This is a genomic window from Polymorphobacter sp. PAMC 29334 (assembly GCF_019431245.1).
GTDB lineage: Bacteria > Pseudomonadota > Alphaproteobacteria > Sphingomonadales > Sphingomonadaceae > Polymorphobacter_B > Polymorphobacter_B megasporae.
Genome location: NZ_CP080243.1, coordinates 2241650 through 2261347, shown reverse-complemented (window position 1 = coordinate 2261347; position 19698 = coordinate 2241650). Strand labels below are relative to the sequence as shown.

Annotated in this window: 21 protein-coding genes, 1 tRNA gene and 1 other RNA gene; 13 read left to right on the top strand and 10 right to left on the bottom strand. The window is 66.4% G+C overall.

All coding sequences use genetic code 11. From position 1 onward, the window contains the following. Nucleotide 1: 1 nt before the first annotated feature. Nucleotides 2–1981 (bottom strand): transketolase, encoded by a 1980-nt coding sequence (tkt, locus tag KZX46_RS14425; RefSeq protein WP_219774577.1) that lies wholly within the window; start codon nt 1979–1981, stop codon nt 2–4. 139 nt (nt 1982–2120) lie between these two features. Between tkt and KZX46_RS14420 the strand changes: the two genes are divergently transcribed. After that, nucleotides 2121–2294, top strand: a complete 174-nt coding sequence (locus KZX46_RS14420; RefSeq protein WP_216707509.1) for a hypothetical protein — start codon at nt 2121–2123, stop codon at nt 2292–2294. Continuing rightward, nucleotides 2294–2614, top strand: a complete 321-nt coding sequence (locus KZX46_RS14415; RefSeq protein WP_219774576.1) for a cell division protein ZapA — start codon at nt 2294–2296, stop codon at nt 2612–2614. Before KZX46_RS14420 ends, KZX46_RS14415 begins: the two co-directional genes overlap by 1 nt. Here KZX46_RS14415 and KZX46_RS14410 read toward each other — a convergent pair. Beyond that, the gene (locus KZX46_RS14410) at nt 2611–3180 is read right to left on the bottom strand and encodes a hypothetical protein (protein ID WP_219774575.1); all 570 of its coding nucleotides are present in this window, start codon (nt 3178–3180) and stop codon (nt 2611–2613) included. The genes KZX46_RS14415 and KZX46_RS14410 overlap by 4 nt on opposite strands. A 120-nt stretch (nt 3181–3300) precedes the next feature. Here KZX46_RS14410 and ssrS point away from each other — a divergent pair. The 4 genes from ssrS to KZX46_RS14390 all read left to right on the top strand — a co-directional run bounded on the left by ssrS (nt 3301) and on the right by KZX46_RS14390 (nt 4583). Then, nucleotides 3301–3453, top strand: a non-coding RNA gene (gene ssrS, locus KZX46_RS14405) — 6S RNA. 40 nt (nt 3454–3493) lie between these two features. Further along, nucleotides 3494–4021: a 5-formyltetrahydrofolate cyclo-ligase gene (locus tag KZX46_RS14400; RefSeq protein ID WP_219774574.1), complete on the top strand. Its 528-nt coding sequence runs from the start codon at nt 3494–3496 to the stop codon at nt 4019–4021. Further along, nucleotides 4000–4290, top strand: a complete 291-nt coding sequence (locus KZX46_RS14395; protein ID WP_370647456.1) for a DUF2842 domain-containing protein — start codon at nt 4000–4002, stop codon at nt 4288–4290. Before KZX46_RS14400 ends, KZX46_RS14395 begins: the two co-directional genes overlap by 22 nt. Continuing rightward, nucleotides 4287–4583, top strand: a complete 297-nt coding sequence (locus tag KZX46_RS14390) for a chorismate mutase (protein ID WP_226896287.1) — start codon at nt 4287–4289, stop codon at nt 4581–4583. Before KZX46_RS14395 ends, KZX46_RS14390 begins: the two co-directional genes overlap by 4 nt. 55 nt (nt 4584–4638) lie before the next feature. On the opposite strand, the gene KZX46_RS14385 is transcribed toward KZX46_RS14390, so the two are convergent. Next, nucleotides 4639–4715 (bottom strand) — tRNA-Asp (locus KZX46_RS14385). A gap of 98 nt (nt 4716–4813) precedes the next feature. Then, nucleotides 4814–4987: a DUF1328 domain-containing protein gene (locus KZX46_RS14380; protein ID WP_216707505.1), complete on the bottom strand. Its 174-nt coding sequence runs from the start codon at nt 4985–4987 to the stop codon at nt 4814–4816. A gap of 103 nt (nt 4988–5090) precedes the next feature. Between KZX46_RS14380 and KZX46_RS14375 the strand changes: the two genes are divergently transcribed. Then, nucleotides 5091–5999 carry an acyl-CoA thioesterase II gene (locus tag KZX46_RS14375; protein WP_219774573.1) on the top strand — a complete coding sequence of 303 codons (909 nt, stop codon included), beginning with the start codon at nt 5091–5093 and terminating at the stop codon, nt 5997–5999. 60 nt (nt 6000–6059) lie between these two features. On the opposite strand, the gene KZX46_RS14370 is transcribed toward KZX46_RS14375, so the two are convergent. After that, nucleotides 6060–6635, bottom strand: a complete 576-nt coding sequence (locus KZX46_RS14370; protein WP_219774572.1) for a hypothetical protein — start codon at nt 6633–6635, stop codon at nt 6060–6062. Between the two features lie 90 nt (nt 6636–6725). Here KZX46_RS14370 and KZX46_RS14365 point away from each other — a divergent pair, with 90 nt between their 5' ends. Beyond that, nucleotides 6726–8792: a prolyl oligopeptidase family serine peptidase gene (locus KZX46_RS14365; RefSeq protein ID WP_370647455.1), complete on the top strand. Its 2067-nt coding sequence runs from the start codon at nt 6726–6728 to the stop codon at nt 8790–8792. Here the strand turns inward: KZX46_RS14365 and KZX46_RS14360 are convergent. From KZX46_RS14360 to KZX46_RS14350, 3 genes are all read right to left on the bottom strand, one after another. Then, the gene (locus KZX46_RS14360; RefSeq protein ID WP_226896286.1) at nt 8789–9184 is read right to left on the bottom strand and encodes a restriction endonuclease; all 396 of its coding nucleotides are present in this window, start codon (nt 9182–9184) and stop codon (nt 8789–8791) included. The two genes, KZX46_RS14365 and KZX46_RS14360, sit on opposite strands and share 4 nt — an antisense overlap. Nucleotides 9185–9192: 8 nt before the next feature. Continuing rightward, nucleotides 9193–10272, bottom strand: a complete 1080-nt coding sequence (locus KZX46_RS14355) for an IS630 family transposase (protein WP_219774168.1) — start codon at nt 10270–10272, stop codon at nt 9193–9195. Between the two features lie 76 nt (nt 10273–10348). After that, on the bottom strand, nt 10349–11671 hold the full coding sequence (locus KZX46_RS14350) for a restriction endonuclease (protein WP_219774571.1): 1323 nt from the start codon (nt 11669–11671) through the stop codon (nt 10349–10351). 111 nt (nt 11672–11782) lie between these two features. Here KZX46_RS14350 and KZX46_RS14345 point away from each other — a divergent pair, with 111 nt between their 5' ends. Further along, nucleotides 11783–12973, top strand: a complete 1191-nt coding sequence (locus tag KZX46_RS14345) for a PQQ-dependent sugar dehydrogenase (RefSeq protein ID WP_219774570.1) — start codon at nt 11783–11785, stop codon at nt 12971–12973. Here the strand turns inward: KZX46_RS14345 and KZX46_RS14340 are convergent. Continuing rightward, entirely contained in the window at nt 12957–14690 is a 1734-nt protein-coding gene (locus tag KZX46_RS14340; protein WP_219774569.1) for a hypothetical protein, read from the bottom strand. The genes KZX46_RS14345 and KZX46_RS14340 overlap by 17 nt on opposite strands. A 94-nt stretch (nt 14691–14784) precedes the next feature. Here KZX46_RS14340 and KZX46_RS14335 point away from each other — a divergent pair, with 94 nt between their 5' ends. From KZX46_RS14335 to modA, 4 genes are all read left to right on the top strand, one after another. Next, nucleotides 14785–15567 carry an NUDIX domain-containing protein gene (locus tag KZX46_RS14335; RefSeq protein WP_219774568.1) on the top strand — a complete coding sequence of 261 codons (783 nt, stop codon included), beginning with the start codon at nt 14785–14787 and terminating at the stop codon, nt 15565–15567. 32 nt (nt 15568–15599) lie between these two features. Further along, nucleotides 15600–16286, top strand: coding sequence for an extensin family protein (locus KZX46_RS14330; RefSeq protein WP_219774567.1), 687 nt, complete (start codon nt 15600–15602; stop codon nt 16284–16286). A 132-nt stretch (nt 16287–16418) separates the two neighbouring features. Beyond that, complete coding sequence (locus KZX46_RS14325; RefSeq protein ID WP_219774566.1) at nt 16419–18107, top strand: porin; 1689 nt, start codon at nt 16419–16421, stop codon at nt 18105–18107. 10 nt (nt 18108–18117) lie between these two features. Then, a complete protein-coding gene (gene modA, locus KZX46_RS14320) occupies nt 18118–18867 on the top strand; it encodes a molybdate ABC transporter substrate-binding protein (protein WP_219774565.1) in 750 nt (249 codons plus the stop codon). Nucleotides 18868–18927: 60 nt separating this feature from the next. Here the strand turns inward: modA and KZX46_RS14315 are convergent, their stop codons facing one another. Next, entirely contained in the window at nt 18928–19671 is a 744-nt protein-coding gene (locus KZX46_RS14315; RefSeq protein WP_219774564.1) for a YkgJ family cysteine cluster protein, read from the bottom strand. Nucleotides 19672–19698 lie beyond the last annotated feature (27 nt).

The following is a 19698-nucleotide window of genomic DNA, read 5'->3' as shown; positions in this document are numbered from 1 at the left end:
CCTACTCCTTGAAATGACTGCTGATCCGCGCGGCGATTGCCGGCGCGGTCAGGCCGAACTTGTCATATAGTGCGTCGATCGGGGCCGAGGCACCAAAGCTGTCGATGCCGAAGCGCAGCCCGTCGCGGCCGGTATAGCGTTCCCAGCCGAGGGTAACGCCGGCCTCGACCGAACACGTCAGAACGCCGTCGGGAAGGACGCTCGCGCGGTACGATGCGGTCTGGTCCTCGAAGCGCTCGCAGCACGGCATCGAGACGACGTCGGCGCCGATCCCCTCGGCTTCGAGGCGGTCGGCGGCGGCGAACGCGATGTGGACTTCGGAGCCGGTGGCGATGAGGACGACGCGGCGCTCGGCAGTCGCAGCACGCAGGGTGTACGCCCCGAGCGCCGACTTATTGGCGGTCGCAGTCAGGCGTAGCTGCGGCAGGTTCTGCCGCGACAGCGCGAGCACCGACGGGCGATGGGCGTCAGCGATCGCCAGCGCCCAGCACTCGGCGGTCTCGACCGCATCGGCGGGGCGATAGACTGCGAGGTTCGGGATCGCGCGGAGCGACAGCAAATGTTCGATCGGCTGGTGGGTCGGGCCATCCTCACCGAGGCCGATGCTGTCGTGGGTCAGGACGTAGATCACGCGGGTCTGCTGGAGCGCCGACATGCGGATCGCGTTGCGCATGTAATCCGAGAAGACGAGGAAGGTGCCGCCGAACGGCAGGCACATGCCATGCAGCGCGATGCCGTTCATCGCCGCCGCCATACCGAACTCGCGGATGCCGTAATAGATGTAGCGCCCGTCGTAACTGTCGCACGTAAGCGGCTGTAATGCCTTGGTCTTTGTGTTGTTCGATCCCGTCAAATCAGCCGACCCGCCGATCATCCCGGGGGCGACCGGGGTAACGACGTCGAGCACGAGTTCGGACGCCTTGCGCGTCGCGATCGTCTGCGGCGCGGCGATCAGCGACGCGATGTGCGCGTCGATCGCGTCGTACGCGGCCTGCGGCGGCGTGCCGCTCAACCGGCGCACGAAGCCCGCACGGACGTGCTCGTCGGCGCTGGCAAGGCGCGCATCCCATGCCGCACGCGCTGCGACGCCGCGCTTTCCGGCATCGCGCCACGCGGCGAAAATATCGTCGGGAACGACGAACGGTTCGGCGGTCCAGCCGAGCGCTTCGCGGGCTCCAACGATTTCGGCCGCCCCGAGTGGCGAACCATGCGCGCCGCTCGTCCCGGCCTTTTTCGGCGCGCCGAAGCCGATCGTCGTCCGGCACGCGATCAGCGTCGGGCGCGGATCGGCCTTCGCTGCGGTCAGCGCCGCGTCGACCGAGTCGAAGTCCATCCCATCGCAGGCGAGAACATGCCAGCCGGCGGCGTCGAAGCGCTTTGCGGTATCTTCGCTCGTCGACAGGCTGGTCGGCCCGTCGATCGAGATGCGGTTGTCGTCCCACAGCACGATCAGCCGCCCGAGGCCTAGATGCCCGGCGAGGCCGATCGCCTCGTGGCTGATGCCCTCCATCAAGCAACCGTCGCCGGCGATGACATAGGTGTGATGGTCGACCAGTGCGTCACCGTAAACCGCATTGAGGTGGCGTTCGGCGATCGCCATGCCGACGGCGGTGGCGAGCCCCTGCCCGAGCGGGCCGGTGGTCGTCTCGACGCCTTCGAGCTCGAAATTCTCGGGGTGTCCGGCGCAAGGCGACCCGAGCTGGCGGAATTTCTCGATGTCGGAAATCGTCGGGCGGGCGTAGCCGGTCAGGAACAGCAGCGCATAGATCAGCATCGAGCCGTGCCCCGCCGACAGGACGAAGCGGTCGCGGTCGGCCCATTTCGGTTGGGCAGGATCGTACTTGAGGTGACGCGTGAACAGCGCCGTCGCGGCGTCGGCCATCCCCATCGGCATGCCGGGATGCCCCGAATTTGCACGCTCCACCGCATCCATCGCCAGCGCACGGATCGCATTCGCCATCTGGCGGTTGGGTACGGACATCGGCGAAATGAACCTTGCGAGCGACTCGGGAACAGAGCGCGGCGCACCATGGCGACCCCCCCGCGGCGGGTCAATATTTGACGGCGGGGGCCATTTTGTACGATTTGAACCGCAGTTGCGCGATTTCAGGAGTTTGCCGGTGGCGGATACGACGACACTCGAACGCCTGTCCGCGGCGGTCGACCGGATCGAGGCAGCGGCGGCGAAACTTCGTGGTGAACGCGATCGCGCTGCGGCGAAGGCTACCGCGCTCGATGTGGCCGCAGGCGACGCGATCAGCGCGCTCGATGCGTTGATCGCGGAGGCGAAGTAATGGGCCAGGTCAGGGTCGGGATCGGCGGCCGCACCTACCCGCTGTCGTGCGGCGACGGCGAGGAGGGGCGCATCACCGCGCTCGCTGCGCTTCTCGCAGCCAAGGCGGACGAGCTCACCGCCGCGATCGGCACGATGAGCGAGCCGCGCCTGTTGTTGATGGCGGGCATCCAGGTCGCCGACGAACTGTTCGCCGCGCGCAACGGTGGTGCGACGGCACCGGTCGCCCCGGCGGCAGGCGCTGCAGATGACGAGCGCTACGCCGCCTTGCTTGCCCGCGTTGAAACCCTCGCCGCGACGCTCGAGGCGGGGCGCGATTAAGCGCCGAGCGAGCGGAACGCCGGGCTGACGATCGCGCCGACCGTCAGGTTCGGGATGTAGAACTGCGTCCCGCCGCCGGGCAGGTTGCTACCGGCGCCGCGCTTTTCGAGCGCGGCGTTCCGGCGCGACTGGGTGTCCTTGTCGATCCGTGCCATGCCCTTGAAGCCGCCGAACCAGGCATAGACCGGCACCGCGAGCTGGACCGTCAGCAGCCAGTCGAGCGAGCTCCAGTTTTCCTTGATGACCGAGGTCAGGCGGCCCCATTCACGGAACGACACGCCGTTGGCGTCGGCAATCTTCTGCCGCTGGACGAGCCCGGCATCGTGCTTGAACGGCGCGGTCGGGCTCCACCATGGCGACAGCTCGGTCGCCGCGGTGATCGCCCCCTGCCCGAGCGAGTTCCAGCCGTTGAATTTGTAGAGCGACATGCCCGCTGGAAGCAGCTCCTTCGTCGGCATGCCGTACGCTAGCTGGAACGCGTCGCTGACTGTTCCCGGCGGCGAGATATCGGCATTGGTGACGATCGCTCCAACCTGCGACCAGCTCAGCTCTTCGTTCAACGGCATGTGCACCCCCAAAAGTCCGACTTCGTACTAAACGACACAAATCGATCGCCGATTCAATTTGCCGATGGTCGAGCACCGGTGGTTGAGCGCCCGGGGCAAAGCGCCTATATCGGGATGAGGCGGGCACTGCCTTGTACGAGCCCATATTTCCCTGAGGCGATTCACTCTCCTAGGGGGCTGTCTCTGGTCGGATCCTGGTCCGAACTACATGGTCCCCACCTGATGTACTTGGCATCAGAGGACTTTCAGGCAAACGGCTATGGTGGTCCCGCCGACCTCCCCTCACCCAGCGTCTACCCCTGCCAAGGCAGCGTTGCGCCGGACGTTGCGCGCGGCGCGGGCGGCGTATGTCGCGGGGCTGGCGCCGGGCGAGGGGGCGCGGCTCGAAGCTGCGCTTGCCGCTGTCCTCGACGCCAATCTCGGACCCGGGCCGGTCGCAGTCTATCGTGCGTGCGGTGACGAGATCGACCCCGGCGGCCTCGCGCGCCCGCTGCTCTATCCGCGCGTCACCCGCGATTCGCCGCTGACCTTCCATTATGCCGGCGCAGCAAGCCTCGTTCCCGGCGCACTCGGCATCCCCGAACCGGCGGCGGACGCACCCGTCGCGGTCCCGACTATCATCCTCGTGCCGCTGATCGCGGTCGATGCGCGCGGCCACCGGCTCGGTCAGGGGGGCGGCTATTACGACCGGACGTTGGCGCTGCTGCGGGGGAGCGGGCAAGTTTTCGCGATCGGGGTCGCCTGGGACGTGCAGCGGGTCGAGGAATTGCCGGCCGATGCATGGGACGCCCCGCTCGATACGTTGGCGACGCCGTCGGGGTGGCACAGCTTTACCCGGTGACGCACGAGGCTGACAATTTCACCCCCTGCGCTTATGTCGGCGGCATGGCCATGAAACCCCCGACGTACCGCAAACCCATCGGCGTGCTGGCGATGGTGCTGGGCCTGATCATCTATGCCGGGTTGGTGTCGCGGCTGCTCGGCCCGATCGGCGCGCTGCCATGGTATATCGCGACCCCGGTGTACCTGCTGCTCGGCTGCCTGTGGCTGTTGCCGTTGAAGCCGCTGCTGCAGTGGATGGAGACCGGGTCGTGGCGCGCGCCGCGATGACCGCCGCCGCCGATTGCACGTCGATGACCGAGGTCCGTGCCGGGGTTGACGCAATCGACCGCGAACTAGTCGCTTTGCTTCGCCGCCGGTTCGACTTCATGCTCGCCGCCGCCCGGATCAAGCCCGATCGCACCGCCGTTCGCGACGAGCCACGCAAGGCCGAAGTCATCGCCAACGCCGTGCGCGAGGCCGCTGCCGCCGGGCTACCCGACGGTCTTGCAGCGACGCTGTGGGAAGCCCTCGTCGAAGCATCGATCGCGTATGAATTGAAGACGTTCGACGCCCGGGACTGATCGGAAACAATCGGCGGGAATGATCGGCGCAAGCGGCAGGAGATTTCGCGCCGCGTGGCGCGAGTGACGGGACTCGAACCCGCGACCTCCGGCGTGACAGGCCGGCGCTCTAACCAACTGAGCTACACCCGCTTGCGCGAGGCGGCGGGGTTAGGCGACCCCCCCGATGGTGTCAAGCAAAAGGCCGCCGGATTGCTCCGACGGCCTCAAGCTTTATCCGAAATCGATCGTTAGATCGTGCGGCCACCCCGGACGAGGTGCATCACGAGACCCACGACGAACAGGATGATGAAAATGTAGAACAGGATCTTGGCGATACCGACGGCGGCACCAGCAAGACCGCCGAAGCCGAGGAGGCCGGCGACGAGCGCGACGACGAGAAAGATGAGAGCGTAACGAAGCATTTGCGGGACCCCTTGACCGTTGTGAAGCCGTAGTGATCCCAAAGCGAACGTCCCGATCGAAAGTTCCGGTGACAGGCGTGCGCACGATCGCTACCCGGGCGTAATGAATAATCCGCTTCCGCCTGCCGCTGCCCCTGATGCCGGCCCCGACGCCGCTGCGGTCGAACGGCTGCTGGCTTTGCTCGACGTCGAGGCACTCGAGGTCGACCTGTTTCGCGGCATCTCGAACGACCCCGGCTGGACCCGCGTCTATGGCGGGCAGGTCGTCGCGCAGGCGTTGATGGCGGCGTCGCGGACGGTGCGCGCCGACCGGCTGGCGCACTCGCTCCACGCCTATTTCCTCCGCCCCGGCGATCCCGCCGCGCCGATCGTCTACCGCGTCGAGCGCGACCGCGACGGCACCAGCTTCGCCACGCGGCGGGTCATCGCGATCCAGCACGGCCGGCCGATCTTCAACATGGCGGCGTCGTTCGCCATCGCGGAGACCGGCTTCGACCATGCCGCGGCGTTGCCCAAGGTCGCTGGTCCCGACGGGCTGCGCAGCGAGCGCGAGCTGTTCGAGCGCCGCGCCGCGACGACTCCCGAGCCATTCCGCACCTTATGGGGCAACCGCGACCGGCCGATCGAATTCCGCCCGGTCGAGCCGATGGACCCGTTCAAGCCGAAGAAGGCGAAGCCGGTCCAGCACAACTGGTTCCGCGCGGCGAGCCCGGTGCCGGGCGACCCCGTCCTCGCGCGCTGCCTGCTCGCCTTCGCCAGCGACATGACATTGCTCGACACCTGCCTGATGCCGCACGCGATCAGCTGGGCCGACCCCAAGCTTCAGGTCGCGTCGATCGACCATGCGATGTGGTTCCACGCGACGCCCGACCTCAACGACTGGCATTTGTTCGCACAGGACTCACCGCGCGCGAGCGGCGGGCGGGGCATGAACCGCGGGCTGATCTTCGCGCACGACGGGCGGATGGTCGCGACGGTGATGCAGGAGGGATTGATCCGGTATCGGGAGTAGGCTCGCCGGCAGACGCGGATCGCCTAACTCCTCCCCCGCAAGAGCGAGGGAGGAGTGAGATTACCAGCCCGACTTCTCCTTCGACCCCGTCATCACCAGCTGCCCGACGGTCGCGTCACCATTGGGATTGAGCGTGATGGTGAAGTGGTTGGTGTCCTTGTCCTCGACCTTCGTCCCGGTCAGCCCGGCGGCGGAGGCACCCGACACGGTGAAGCCGGCTTTTTCAGCCTGTGCCTTCATGTGATCGGCCACCGTGGCGGGAGCGGCGGGGCTGGTGAAGTCTATCGTCACCGTGCCGCGCGAGTCACCATTATGATCGCTCGCCTTGACGTGCATGCCCTTGACCGTCGACCCGGGATACAGCTTCATCCCGTCCATATCCATGTGGTCGCCACCGAGCGACAGCCCCGGGATTTCGATGTTCGCCTTGAACTTGTCGGTGTCGATGTCGAGCCCGGCGGCGGTCTTATTGTCGTCGTCGTGCGCCCCGACCTTCCGCGTCGTCACCGTCGTCGTCGTCACCCCGTCCTTGGTCACGACAGTCGTCGTCTCCTCGGTGCGGTGACGGTTGCACGCTGTCAGGGCGAGTGGGGCGAGGGCAAGCGGGACCATGAAAAGCAAGGCGGCGCGGCGCATGTTCGTCTCCATACTGTATTGCCTGTCTATTACACTTGTGCGGACGACGCATCAAGCGTCATAAATCCGTGTGTCCTTTGAAGCGAGACCATGATGCGCCTAACGCTGACCGCCGTCCTCCTCCTCACCGCCGCCTTTCCCGCCCTGCCCCTCGCCGCCCAGACGCCGCTCGCAACAGCCGCGTCGCCGGTCTTCACGCCGCGCGACGTCTTCGGCCTCGAACAGGCGACCGACGTCCAGATCAGCCCCGACGGCAAGCACATCGCCTATGTCCGCTCGTCGGAGGACATCATGACCGACAAGGCGCGGCGGACGATCTGGCTCGTCGACGTCACCACCGGCTCGCAGGCCCCGTTGCTCGACGGCGTCGCGAGCCGCCCGCGCTGGTCGCCCGACGGAACGAAGATTGCCTATGCCGCCGCCGACGCGGGGGGCAAGCCGCAGTTGTACGTCCACTGGATGAACAGCGGGACCAACGCGCGGATCACCGCCCTGCCCGACGCACCCGAGGACATGGCGTGGTCGCCCGACGGCAAGCGCATCGCCTTCACCCTATTCACCCCGGACGAGGGCGAGAAGATCGGCACCCCGCTCGCCAAGCCCGAGGGCGCGAAATGGGCCGATCCGCTCAACATCGTGACCAAAGTCACCTACCGCGCCGACGGCGAGGGCTATCTCAAGCCCGGCTTTACCCATGTCTTCGTCGTCGGGTCCGACGGCGGCGCGCCGCGCCAGCTGACCTTCGGCAAGTATGACGACGACGCCGGGCTGAGCTGGACCCGCGACGGCGACGCGATCCTGTTCAGCTCGAATCACGGCAAGGACTGGGAGCGCGAGCCGCTCAATTCCGACATCTTCGCCGTCGCGGTCGAGCGCGGTACGATCACCCAGCTGACGACGCGCAACGGCCCCGACACCTCGCCGCAGGCATCGCCCGACGGCAAGCTCATCGCCTACACCGGCTTCGACGATCACCTCCGCGCGTATGAGAACAGCCAGCTCAGCGTGATGAACCGCGACGGCAGCGGGTCGCGCGTCATCAGCGCTAGCCTCGACCGCTCGGTCCATTCGCCGCGCTGGTCGGCCGATGGGCGCAGCATCGTCGCGGCGTACGAGGATCACGGCGTCACCAAGGTCGCGCGCTTCGGCCTCGACGGGAAGATGACCCCGGTCACCGAGGGGCTCGCCGGGGGCGATCTCGACCGCCCGTACACCGGCGGCTCATTCAGCGTCGCGAACACCGGCGCGGTCGCCTTTACCGCCGGCACCCCCGCACGTCCCGCCGACGTCGGACTCGCGGCGGGCGGCAAGACCCGCCTGCTCACCCGGCTCAACGACGGGCTGTTCGCCGGCAAGACGCTCGGCGAGGTCAAGGCGCACCACGTCGCGTCGTCGGCCGATGGCATGATGATCGACTATTGGATGGTCACCCCGCCGAATTACGACCCGGCGTTCAAAATGCCGCTGATCCTCGAAATCCACGGCGGGCCGTACGCGGCGTATTCGCCGGTGTGGTCGACCGAGGACCAGCTCTACGCCGCCGCCGGTTACGTCGTCGTCTATGCCAACCCGCGCGGGTCGACGAGCCAGGGCGCGGCGTTCGCCAACACGATCTGGAAGGATTATCCGAGCCACGATTACGACGACCTGATGAGCGTCGTCGACGACGCCATCGCGCACGGCCCGGTCGATCCGAACAACCTGTTCGTCACCGGCGGATCGGGCGGCGGGCTGCTCACCGCATGGGTCGTCGGCAAGACCAACCGTTTCAAGGCTGCGGTCAGCCAGAAGCCCGTGATCAACTGGGCGAGCGAGGGACTGACGACCGACGGTTACGCCGAGATGCTCAAATACTGGTTCGGCGCGCAGCCGTGGGAGAACCCCGACCTGCTGTGGAAGCATTCGCCGCTCAGCCTCGTCGGCAACGTCACCACCCCGACCCTGCTGATGGTCGGCGAGGAGGATCACCGCACCCCCGGCAGCGAGGCCGAGCAGTTCTACGACGCCCTCCAGATCCGCAAGATCCCGACCGCGCTGGTCCGCGTGCCCGGCGCGAGCCACCACGGACTGGCCGAGCGGCCGTCGCAGCTGGCGGCGGAGAACGGGGTGATTCTGGCTTGGTTCGGGCGGTATCAGACGGGGAAGGTCCACAACTAAGCGTCGTCCGACATCCGACCTACTGCAGCCATTGACTCCCGCGCTTCTTTGACGTCGATTCTTGCACTGTATCCATGTTTCTCCATGAGATACAGTAAATTGGCGCCATTGAATAACGTCAGCGGCTTATCGGCTATGAATTGATACGCGTCTGGTCCGTAATCGGCGGTAGTCACGAGGATGCCTCGTGATGCGCCCTCATTCATCACAGTACCGTAAAGATCTCTTACCGCAGATACACCGACTGTCCGAGTATACCGCTTTGCCTGAATGACAATCTTTCCGCCACTAATAGGGTCTGGGTCAAATGCGATTGCATCAACGCCGCCATCTCTGCTCGCCTGAGTAACCTTGACTTCGCCGCCCCGGCTTGCAAACTCTTTCTCGAACAGTTCGCGAACTAGTGGATTGATTCTAACGTTTGGTGCCCTCGCCTGACGGCGGCGATGATTTCGTCTGGATCGGCGCGCCAGACGAAGGGTCGGGGCTGCTGATTGTGCTCCTTGATGAAGCGGTTGATAGCGGCCTGGAGGTCGACAACGGAGCAGAAGACGCCGTTTTTCAGGCGCCGGCGGGTGAGCTTGGCGAAGAAGCCCTCGACGGCGTTGAGCCACGAACACGACGTCGGCACGAAGTGGAACGTCCAGCGCGGATGCCGGGCCAGCCAGGCGCGGACTTTGGGCTGTTTGTGGGTAGCGTAATTGTCGAGGATGACGTGGACGGCCTTGTCGGGCGGCAACTCGGCCTCGACGGTGTTCAGGAAGCGGATAAACTCCTGGTGCCGATGGCGCTGCATGTTGCGCCCGATCACCGAGCCGTCGAGCACGTTCAACGCCGCGAACAAGGTCGTCGTGCCGTTGCGCTTGTAGTCGTGGGTCATGGTCGCACCCCGGCCGCGCTTGAGCGGCAGCCCCGGCTGGGTGCGATCGAGCGCCTGGATCTGGCTCTTCTCGTCCACGGACAGCACGATCGCGTGCGCCGGCGGCGAGACGTAGAGGCCGACCACGTCGTGCAGCTTCTCGGCAAAAGCCTTGTCGTTGGACAGCTTGAAGCTCCGCCAGCGGTGCGGTGCCAGGCCATGGTCGTGCCAGATCTTGACGACCGAGGACGCAGCGATGCCGACCGCCTTGGCCATCGCGCGGACTGTCCAGTGCGTCGCTTCATGGTCGGGTGGTGCGAGGGTCAACGCCACGATCTTGTCGACCAGCGCAGTCTCGAGCGGCGCGATGCCCGGAGGTCGGGTCTTGTCGCGCAGCAAGCCATCGACGCCTTCGGCCATGAAGCGCTCCTGCCAGCGCCACACGCAGGTCTTCGACTTGCCCGTCGCCGCCATGATCGCAACAGTGCCCAGGCCGCCCGCTGTCAGGAGAATGATCCTGGCCCGCCACACGTGCTTTTGCGGGGAGCCGCGCGCCGCGACAATCGCTTCAAGCCGAGCCTTGTCCGAGGCCGTGACCTCGATCCTGATACCAGTGCGCATCCCCCAACGTCGCACGTTCGACCGTCGCCGGGAATCCCCAACAGGACTCGTCCGTCCCGATCAATCCACTAGATACTCAAAGTCCTCCCACGACATGCTTGCAAGGTTTGCCTTCATCAATAGTAGAGCCCACCTCCTTCCCATCGATGAAACGCTTATCCTCTCGGTTCATATTCATGACCGGAGGAATGGCCGTCAGCGAAGCTAGTGTGGCTGCGGAAACGCCTTTCAAGCTCTTGAAACAGACTTTCGGATCGACCCTCCCAAGGTCGATTTTCGAGAATGTTTCCTGATCGACCAAGATCGATAATATACATGATCGGGATGCCTGCCCCGTTCGAAGGTCAACTGCTGTAACGTAGCCATTAAACAGTATTTTGCTTATGTTTCCGTCTTCATCAGCCTCAAATAGCTCGTGCAACGTTCTCAAGCAGATTTGATAAATCGCAGATTCGAAGTTTGCACGCTGCTCCCTGTCAGAGATAAAGCTCTCCGATAACTCGCCGGTTGTTTTGACAAATTTTACCAATTTTGTTTTAGGCATATTGTCTAACGAAGGAAGCTCATACGCTATTTTTATCAATTTCGATCCGGCATCATATTGTATCTCAAACGTCTTTTGGAACAGGTCTTGATAGTCTGACGAGTCTAATACCATCGCAGCGTGCTCCGTCACGGCTTTTTCGTCTCCCTCCATTACTGAAGCAAGAAACGTGTCAATCTGCGCGTTTTTTTTCATCTGGTCTTCAAGAAACTCTGCTTTCTTGATTTCGTGAGATGACCAGAATGCCTCTTTTCGCTTTTCCCATGTTGCGAGTGATTCGCCTTGAGCGGCGATACGTTGCACTTCCCTTGCTCGCCAACTATCCAAATTGGACGTGTGCCGCGCCTCCGCGTCAGAAATTTTCGCGGCCTTGTATCCGAAAAGCCAGTCGAGGAAGCTAATGTTGGGCGGCACGTATACGGGTTCTTGCTCTGCGACGGATACAGGCTGCCGTTCGCTAAAGCGATCCGGCATCGGGTAAGTCGTGTAATCTTTCAGCGATTCGCAGTCAGTTGCGTCATCTACCGTTAGGGTGTGTCTGAGAATATTTCTCAAGGCCTCAAGCCGCGCTTGCGCGGAGGCGGTTAAGTCATCTGCAGCATCTTTTCCAGTACGGAAGAGAGACTGGGCCTTAAACTGAAGATATTTTTCGTCCCAATTTGCAACAAGGACATCAACTTTGCTCTGCAAGATAAACAGTTCAGACGCGGTAATTTCACGATAGAGGTTCATTTTATTATGTCGAAGATCGATACGATATCCCAGCACACGCGTCCCCGCGGCGCTCATCCGGGTAGTAAGCTTTCCGACCGAAATGTTCTCGAGGTTGCTCGATCGAACTACAATTTCAGCCATGTTTCCAACCCCAGAACCCCTAGCTATAGATTGCACGGACGTGACGAACATTGGCAAGAGCCATATCTACGTCGCCTCGGAACCCCTAAGCGGCTGGTGCGCTCGATCTGTATGCGCCCCCTCCTCCTCGCCCTCCTCCTAGCCACCCCCGCGTTCGCCGCCCCCATCGAGACCGGCGAGCCGAACAATCCGACGTACAAGCCCGCGTTCGCCTGGCAGCACCGTGCCGAGGAGGTCCACACCAAGACGCCACTGACCGTTACCGAGGTCGCGACCGGCCTCCACTCTCCGTGGGCGATCGCATTCATGCCCGACGGGCGGATGCTGGTGACCGAGAAGAACCCCGCGGCGCTGCGGATCGTGACGCAGGCGGGCAAGATCTCCATGGCCGTCGCGGGCATCCCCAAGGTCAACGCCAACGGCCAGAGCGGGCTGCTCGGCCTCGCGCTCAGCCCGAAGTTCGCGACCGACCATGTCGTCTACTGGACGTATTCGGAGCCGCGCGCGGGCGGCGGCAACGGCCTCGCGCTCGCTCGCGCGACTTTGGTCGACGGCCCCGCCCCGCGCCTCGACGGGGTGACGGTGATCTTCCGCGTCGAGCCCGCGCTCGAGTCCAACCTGCACAATGGCGGGCGGCTGGTGTTCGCCGCCGACGGCACCTTGTTCCTCGGCCTCGGCGAACGCTCGATCCTGCCGGGGCGCGTCCAGGCGCAGGACCTCGGCAGCGACCTCGGCAAGATCGTCCACCTCAACCCCGACGGCACCCCGGCAAAAGACAATCCGTTCATCAGCAAGGCAGGTGCCCGCCCCGAGATCTGGAGTGACGGCCACCGCAACATCCTCGGCATCGCCTTCGATGCGCGCGGCAAATTATGGGAAGTCGAGATGGGCCCGCGCGGCGGCGACGAGTTGAACCTCGTCACACGCGGCAAGGATTACGGCTGGCCGACGATCGGCTACGGCGAGGAATATTCGGGCAAGCCGGTCGGCAAGGGCATCACCGCCGCGCCCGGGATGGAACAGCCGGTGTATTACTGGGACCCGATCGTCGCCCCGGCAAGCCTGATGATCCATTCGGGCAGGATGTTCCCCGAATGGCGCGGCGACTTCTTCATCGGCGGCCTCGCCAGTACCGCGCTCGTCCGGCTGGTCGTCAAGAACGACCGCGTCGTCGGCGAGGAGCGACTGCTCACCGATCGTGCCGAACGGATCCGCGATGCGGTCGAAGGCCCCGACGGTGCGATCTGGATCGTCACCGACGACGACAACGGTAAATTGCTTCGGGTCAGCGCGAAGCGGTAACGCGCCACGTCCGGAACGGCCCGCTCCCGACGGGTGTGAGCCAAGGGGGCACGCGCCCGGCGATCAACGCTGCGAGCAGCCCGCGTGGAGCGTCGGCGGCGAGGATGCGGGTCTCGCCGTCGGCGGGGCAATAGCCGATGTAATCGATGCCGGGCGGCGGCTCGGCCGACGGCGGCGCGCGCAGGATCGTGTAAGCGAGCATGTTGCCATGGACATCGCGGTGGATCGGCGTCGCGACGACGCTGTGCGGGGTCAGCGCGAGCAGGCTGCCGCCCATGTCGATCGGCGCGAGGACGACGCCGCGCGGGAGTACCGCGAGCGGGGCCAGCGCCGAAGGGGTGTTGCACGGCAGCCCGCGATTGACCGCCGGCGCCGATGCCCCCGCGCTCAGCACGATCAACGGCAGGTGCCCGATCACCACCAGGCCGATGATGAACGGCATCAGCGATCCCCCGGCTGCGCGGCGGTGCCACAGCGCCGCCAGCGCCGCGCCCGCCGGCGGCACCGCGACCGCCGTCGCCAGCCCGAGCGCGCGCATCTCCCAGCAGCCGAGGCCGAGCGCGGTGACCGCGAGGAACGCAACCAGCAGCTTTCGCCCGCCGCGCCGCGCCAGGATCACTGCCGCGACCGCCGCCACCGCGACGAACCACACGCGTCCGAGCGCCGCCATCGGCGACGTCGCGGCATCGGCGAACACCGAGCGCATCTCGACGATATGTCCCATCCACAGCCGCGCGAGCAGCGGCCCGACCATTGCGTACGGCGCTAAAATCAATTCCGGGAACAGCTTGAGGACCAATCCGGCGAGGACGACGCCGAGCGCCGCCACCGCGACCAGCCGCGCATCGCGCCCGAGCCACAATTGCGGCAGCACCGCCAGCGCGACCCCGCCGACGACCGCGACGGCGACGTGCCCGCGCCCGATCGCATCGCCCTTCGCGAGCGCCCAATCGGCGATCGGGACCGTCGCGGCGAACAGTGCGGGCACGGCGACCGCAAGCGCGATGCCATAACCGCGCACCGTCGACGCCGCATTTTGGTCGTCGCCGTGCCATGCCCAGTCGAGCGCGACATAGCCTGCGATTACCGCGAGATACGGCGCGGTCTCCAGCCCGACGGTCAGCGACACCGCGCTCGCCACCGCCGCACCCGCCCCGCCGCGCGCGCCGGGCCAGTGGACCAACGCGGCGACAGCGGCAAGGACGAGGACGATCTGCAGCCCGTGATGATCGATCCGGCCTGGAACGAACTGGACCAGCATCGGCGTCGCCAGCGCACCGAGCCCGAGCGCCGCCAGCCCGGCAAGCCGCCCGCCCAATCCGGTCGCGATCGCCGATTGGAGGAGCAGCGCCGGAACCAGCAGCAGGAGTGGCACGACAACCAGCGCGAGTCGCTCGCCGATCCCCGGCACGAACGGGCGCAGCGCGACGATCGCGGCGGCGAGCGGCAGGTCGGCGAGCCGCGACCAGTGCGTGTAAAGCCCATGCGGCGGGTCGACGCGATGCTGGCGGATATCCCACCACGACTGCCCGCCGAGCCAGTCGCGCACCTCTGCCAGCCGCATGAAATTGTCGCTGTCGCCGAGTTCGAGCGCCCACGCCGATGGACCGATCTGGATCAGCAGCAGGCTGACCGCCACGGCGATCAGCACCGCCCCCGCGAGCGCGACGACGGGAATACGGGAGACGCGGGAACGCAAATACGCAACACTCGACACCCCGATCCTTTGGCAGTGAAACGTTGAAAAATCATGAGGCGCGGCCGCGCCTCGCCGCATTGGCCGCGCTACGGCAATCCGCCTATGATCGGGTATGACCGACGCCGACACCCCGATCCCCGCCGCGACCGTCGTCCTCCTCCGCGACCGCGACGGGACGTGCGAGCTCCTCCTCCTCGAACGCCACGGCAGCACCGCGTTCGCCGGCGGCGCGATGGTCTTTCCCGGCGGTCGGGTCGATCCCGGCGACCGCGCGGTGTTCGCCGACCCCGCACTCGCCACCGGCTTCAGCGGTCTCGATCCGGTCGATGCGGCGGCGCGGGTCGCCGCGGCGCGCGAGACCTTCGAGGAGGCCGACGTGCTGCTCAGCACCGGCCCGGCGATCGACCCGGCGGTGCGGCGCGATTGGCGGGCGCGGCTCAATGCATCGACCGCGACATACGCCGACTTCCTCGCCGCGACCGGCCACGCACTCGACGCCGCCACGCTCGTCCCGTTCGCGCGCTGGGTGCCCCCCGCTGCCGCAAAAATCTCGCGCCACTTCGATACGCATTTCTATCTCGCGGTGCTGCCCGCCGGCGAGGTTGTCGCCCCCGATGGGCACGAGGCGGTGACCGCGCACTGGACGACCGCCGCCGCCGCCGTTTCGCGCGCCGACGCCGGCGAGATCGGGCTCGTCTTCCCGACGCGGCGCAACCTCGAACGCCTCGCGCAATACGCCGGCCTCGACGCTTTGCTGGCGGCGACCCGCGCCCGCCCGGTCGTCCTCACCCAGCCCGCGATCGTCGAGCGCGACGGGGCGATGTGGCTGACGATCCCCGAGGGGTGCGACTATCCGGTCACCGAGGAACGCCTCGACACCGCGCGTCGCGAGTAGCGCCCAACCGAGCACCGGCGCGTTGAGCGGCGATGCTCGCCGCCGTCCGCCTCGCCACAGTCCTCGTCCTCGCCGGTTTCGCGCTGTTCATCGCGTTCGACCACGCGCGCCGCTACCCGCAAGACCTGCCGTGGACCCCGCTCGACCTGACCGCGCCGATCGGCTGGGCGACCGGCGGCAAGCTGCTCGCCCTTGGCAAACATCCCGGACAATGCCGCGCCCTCCTGACCGCCGCCGGAATTGTCGCGACGCCGCTCCCCGACTTCGACGCCGGACCCGGCTGCCGCGTTACCGGCGCGGTGCGCGTCATGAACGTCGGCCTCCCGCTCGATCACAGCCTCGTGATGACGTGCCCGCTAGCGGCGGCGATGACGGTATGGACCCGCCATGTCGTCATTCCTGCGGTGCGCGAGCGCGGCCTGACTGCAACCGGTCTCGCCGACCTCGGCAGCCTCAACTGCCGCCGGATCGCGGGAACCGCCCGTCTCAGCGAACATGCGCACGCCAACGCCGTCGACATCGCCGCGATCCGCATCGGCCGCGACCACCCGCTCAGCGTTGCCCGCGACTTCGGCAGCGAGGGGCCGCGCGGCGCAACGCTTGCCGCACTTCACGCCGGAGCCTGCCGCCTGTTCGGCACCGTCCTTGGCCCGAACTACAACCGCGCGCACCGAGATCATTTCCACCTCGACATGGCGGCGTGGAACGCGTGCCGCTGAGCGCGTCGCGGTATTGCACAAGCCGATCACAGCCAACCCGCTGGCAGGGCTTGATGTTCGCTGTATACGGTGGAATACGTCGCGGCGGCCGGCCACCGGGGCAAGGGTGCCGGCGCAATCAAGGGGTTTACTATGTCATCATCGGGTCGTTCACGCTGGCTGGCTGCGACGATGTTATCGGCTGGACTGGTCGCCAGCGCGGGCGTCGCGAAACCGGCTCACAAGGCCGCCGACGCGCGCGATAAGCGGATCGAAGCGCTCGAGGCGCAGGTCGACCGGCTGACCAAGATCGTCACCGATATGCGCGATCACCCCGCAACGGTTGCAGCAACGACGCCGCTGCCGGCGCCCCCCGCCGCCGGCCAGGTCTCCGCCACCGCGCCGGCCCAGCTTGCGAGCAGCGTCCCGACCACCGGCGGCGATGCCTCGCCCCGCGCGACGAGCCCCGACCAGGTCCGCCCGGTGACGACATCGGTCCCGGGACCGAGCGCGGGCGGCGTCACGCTGCTCGCGGGCAAGCCGTCGCTGCAAAGCCCGGACGGACGTTTCGTCGCCAACCTCCACAGCGTCATGCAGTTCGACGCGGCCAGCTATTCGCAAGCCGCCGCCGGGCCGATCGCCACCGACCTGCGCCGCGCGGGCGCAGTCGCCGACACCGCCCGCGCGCGCAATCTCGCCAGCGGCACCAATTTCCGCCGCGCGCGGATCGGCATCGACGGCAAGGTGTTCGGCGACTTCGACTATAACGTGTTGTTCGAATTCGGCGGCGCGGGGGTCGAGGACGCGGGGCACATCCAGGAACTCTGGCTCCAATACACCGGGTTCAAGCCGTTCCGCTTCCGCGTCGGTGCCTTCCCGCCGTCGTACGGGCTGGAGGATCAGGGGTCGACGAACGGCAGCCTGTTCCTCGAACGCCCGGCGATCAGCGATATCACCCGCAGCGTTGCGGGCGGCGACTATCGCGAAGCCGGGCAGCTCGCCGCGTCGGGGTCGCGCTGGTTCGCCAACGTCGCCTTGACCACCCGCGTCGTCGGGGTCGCCAACGCAGCGGCGCTCGGCAGCGCGCCGTCCTTCAACCAGAGCTTCGGCGGCATCGCGCGCGTCGCGGTCCTGCCGTTGGTCGGCGACGACTATCTGCTCCATCTCGGCGCGCACGGCAGCCGCGTCTTCAAGGTCGCCGACAACGGCGGCCCCGACGTCGCGATCACCGGCCGCTACCCGGTCCAGTTCCGTGAACGCCCCGAACTTCGCGTCGACGGCACGCGGCTGATCGACACCGGCACGATCAACGCCAGCCACGTCAATACGATCGGGGCCGAGGTCGCGGCGCAGAAGGGTCCGGTGATGATCCAGGGCGAGGTCGAGCGTATCACCGTCGAGCGGCTCGCAAGCACCTTGTCCAACCCGCACTTCACCGGCTTCTATGTCGAGGGCGGCTGGGTCCTCACGGGCGAGCGCCGCAAGTACAACCCCGGCACCTTCGCCTTCGACGCGCCGACGGTCGACCACCCGTTCGACTTCAAGCAGGGCACCTATGGCGCATTCGAACTCGCCGGACGCTACTCGGTCACCGACCTGAACTATGATCAGGGTAAGGCCGGGGTTGCGGCTCCACTCGACGGCATCCGCGGCGGCAAGCAGAAGATCATCGCCGCCGGCCTCAACTGGTACCTCAACCCGGTGATCCGCTTCATGTTCGACTATCAGCATGTCGAGATCGACCGCCTCTCGCCCAACGCCATGACCTACCTGACCCCGGTCGGTGCGCAGATCGGGCAGAAGTACAACGTCCTCTCGCTGCGTTCGCAGCTCGCTTTCTAGGAGCCGACCGATGCTCAATCTTGCCCGTATTGTCTTCGCGGCGCTGACGACGATCGTCGTCGCCGCCCCACTCAGCGCCGCCGAGACCCAGGTCGCCGTGGCCGCCAATTTCACCGAGCCCGCAAAGGAAATCGCCGCCGCCTACCTGAAGGCAACCGGCAACACCGCCGTCCTCAGCTTCGGCTCGTCTGGGGCGTTTTACACGCAGATGGCACACGGCGCGCCGTTCGAGGTGTTCCTGTCCGCCGACGCCGACCGTCCGAAAAAGGCCGAGCAGGACGGCCTCGCAGTTCCCGGCAGCCGCTTCACCTACGCGATCGGCCGCCTCGTGCTGTACTCGACCACTCCCGGTCTGGTCGACGCGCACGGCGCGGTACTGAAAGGCGGCAAGTTCACCCACATCTCGATCGCCGATCCGACCGCCGCGCCTTATGGCACCGCCGCCATGCAAACGATGACGAAGCTCAACGTCCTCGCCGCGCTGACGCCGAAGATCGTCAAGGGCAGCTCGATCACCCAGGCGTACCAGTTCGTCGCGACCGGGGCAGCCGAACTCGGCTTCGTCGCGCAGAGCCAGGTCATCAACGTCGCCGGCGGCTCGCGCTGGCTCGTGCCGACGACGCTCCACAAGCCGATCGACCAACAGGCAGTACTACTGTGGACCGGGGCCAAGAACCCCGCCGCCGCCGCCTTCGTCAAATTCCTCAAGGGGCCCGAGGCGGTCGCGATCATCAAACGCTACGGGTACGAAGTCCACTGAAGCCGACGGTCGCTTGAGCCGAGCACGCGCTTTAGCGAGCCGCTTCCCGCAGCGTGAGGCCTACGTCTTGCTCAGCTGCGCAAAGACATGCTGGATCAGCTCGGGCCCGGTCCGCACCGAGGCCGGCGCGGGGTGGGTTGCGACCCAGTCGAGACTGTCGATCAGCAGCACCCGGCGCACCCCCTCGAGATCGCGATCGGCGTTCGCCATCGCGGTCGAGATCGATCCCGGCAGCTCGACGCGGGCGATCGTCTCGGGAGTCGGCAACCGGCAATTCTCGGCCGGGCTCGTCACCAGATATTCGCGGCACGCGGTCGGCCGGTCGGGATGGATCGAACACGACTCGTCGACGAGAAACGGGCAGGCGACATACGCCGCCATATAGGCGGCGACGCGCACGCGCATCTCGGCCAGGTCGGCGCCGAAAATGCGGTCGCCGCGCACCGGCACGTTCGCCGCCGCGAAGGCCGCCTGCCCCGCGGCGAAGCGGTTGCGGACATTGGCCTGCTCAGGCACCGGCATTGCCGCGACGAGCGCCGCGAGCGACCGCGCCTCCGCCGGGGCGAGCGGGACCGGCTGCCGGCAGCACGCACCACAACCGGCGCGGCATGAAATCGTGCGCCCGGCAGCCACCGCGCGCGCAGTCGCGCGCTCGACGATCGCCCCCGTCGCGGCATTGGCCAGCGGCAGCAGGTCGATCATCGCCGTCGGCCCGACCGGAACGGTGACGGTCATCGTCATCGTCTCCTCCTCGAGCCGCAGGACGACTTCACCGGTGATCGTCGGGACAGGAGCGGTGGCCATGGACGTCAGCTTAATCCAGCGGCGCTT

What these genes read in the sequence shown, in the direction of transcription:
- KZX46_RS14370 (WP_219774572.1), bottom strand. Translation starts at nt 6,635, where the DNA reads ATGCGCCGCGCCGCCTTGCTTTTCATGGTCCCGCTTGCCCTCGCCCCA.
- KZX46_RS14330 (WP_219774567.1), top strand. Translation starts at nt 15,600, where the DNA reads ATGCTCGCCGCCGTCCGCCTCGCCACAGTCCTCGTCCTCGCCGGTTTC.
- KZX46_RS14380 (WP_216707505.1), bottom strand. Translation starts at nt 4,987, where the DNA reads ATGCTTCGTTACGCTCTCATCTTTCTCGTCGTCGCGCTCGTCGCCGGC.
- KZX46_RS14365 (WP_370647455.1), top strand. Translation starts at nt 6,726, where the DNA reads ATGATGCGCCTAACGCTGACCGCCGTCCTCCTCCTCACCGCCGCCTTT.
- KZX46_RS14410 (WP_219774575.1), bottom strand. Translation starts at nt 3,180, where the DNA reads ATGCCGTTGAACGAAGAGCTGAGCTGGTCGCAGGTTGGAGCGATCGTC.
- KZX46_RS14375 (WP_219774573.1), top strand. Translation starts at nt 5,091, where the DNA reads ATGAATAATCCGCTTCCGCCTGCCGCTGCCCCTGATGCCGGCCCCGAC.
- KZX46_RS14390 (WP_226896287.1), top strand. Translation starts at nt 4,287, where the DNA reads ATGACCGCCGCCGCCGATTGCACGTCGATGACCGAGGTCCGTGCCGGG.
- tkt (WP_219774577.1), bottom strand. Translation starts at nt 1,981, where the DNA reads ATGTCCGTACCCAACCGCCAGATGGCGAATGCGATCCGTGCGCTGGCG.
- modA (WP_219774565.1), top strand. Translation starts at nt 18,118, where the DNA reads ATGCTCAATCTTGCCCGTATTGTCTTCGCGGCGCTGACGACGATCGTC.
- KZX46_RS14315 (WP_219774564.1), bottom strand. Translation starts at nt 19,671, where the DNA reads ATGGCCACCGCTCCTGTCCCGACGATCACCGGTGAAGTCGTCCTGCGG.
- KZX46_RS14350 (WP_219774571.1), bottom strand. Translation starts at nt 11,671, where the DNA reads ATGGCTGAAATTGTAGTTCGATCGAGCAACCTCGAGAACATTTCGGTC.
- KZX46_RS14345 (WP_219774570.1), top strand. Translation starts at nt 11,783, where the DNA reads ATGCGCCCCCTCCTCCTCGCCCTCCTCCTAGCCACCCCCGCGTTCGCC.
- KZX46_RS14325 (WP_219774566.1), top strand. Translation starts at nt 16,419, where the DNA reads ATGTCATCATCGGGTCGTTCACGCTGGCTGGCTGCGACGATGTTATCG.
- KZX46_RS14355 (WP_219774168.1), bottom strand. Translation starts at nt 10,272, where the DNA reads ATGCGCACTGGTATCAGGATCGAGGTCACGGCCTCGGACAAGGCTCGG.
- KZX46_RS14335 (WP_219774568.1), top strand. Translation starts at nt 14,785, where the DNA reads ATGACCGACGCCGACACCCCGATCCCCGCCGCGACCGTCGTCCTCCTC.
- KZX46_RS14415 (WP_219774576.1), top strand. Translation starts at nt 2,294, where the DNA reads ATGGGCCAGGTCAGGGTCGGGATCGGCGGCCGCACCTACCCGCTGTCG.